Below are 599 nucleotides of genomic sequence, written 5' to 3' on the forward strand. Positions count from 1 at the left end.
CCTTCGCCACCTCGCGGCGCTGCGCCAGCATCAGCTTGCGCTTGGCGCGGGTCGGCAGCACGTCGTAGCGGTACTCGTAGCCATTGCCCTTGCGTCGCCAGACACCGTCCGGGTTCGCTTCGGACCATTCCCGTGCCGGGTCGCGCCAACCGTCGAGGTCAGCTTTGCGGGCGATACTGTCGTGGCGCGTGGGCAAATCAGGGAGCTTCAGCGCGGCCAATTCGGCAGGGGTGAAGAACTCTTTCACAGCACGCCTCCGCGCTTGAGTTCGCGGCGATCCGCCTCGATCTCGCGATCCATCTTCGCGCGCTTTTCCAGCCGCTCGGCCAGCGAGATCGCCGGGAGGTAACGCTGTTCGATCACCGACCAGCCGAACTGGGACGCGATGAATTCGAGCAGCCGCCGGTCGCCGGTCGCCTCGATCAGGGCGATGAAGCGGACGATGTTGATGATGTGCTCACTGCGCGCCTCGGAGGCGTAGGCATTGAGCATGTGGCCGCTGATCTGCTCGTCGAGATACGCGGTCATCCGCGCCGCGATCTCGTCGCGGTCGTGGCCCTTCAGCGATTGCGACACGGCCTTGGAGATCGACGCCCCGA

Annotated in this window: 2 protein-coding genes; both read right to left on the reverse strand. The window is 65.6% G+C overall.

All coding sequences use genetic code 11. The features are described from left to right. The coding region (locus STARVERO_RS21995) for a MerR family transcriptional regulator (RefSeq protein WP_280178164.1) at positions 1 to 247 on the reverse strand (247 nt) is incomplete at its 3' end. Then, the coding region (locus tag STARVERO_RS22000; RefSeq protein WP_200837948.1) for a DNA transposition protein at positions 244 to 599 on the reverse strand (356 nt) is incomplete at its 5' end. The genes STARVERO_RS21995 and STARVERO_RS22000, both read right to left, overlap by 4 nt.

Source organism: Starkeya nomas, from assembly GCF_902703545.1.
GTDB lineage: Bacteria > Pseudomonadota > Alphaproteobacteria > Rhizobiales > Xanthobacteraceae > Ancylobacter > Ancylobacter moscoviensis.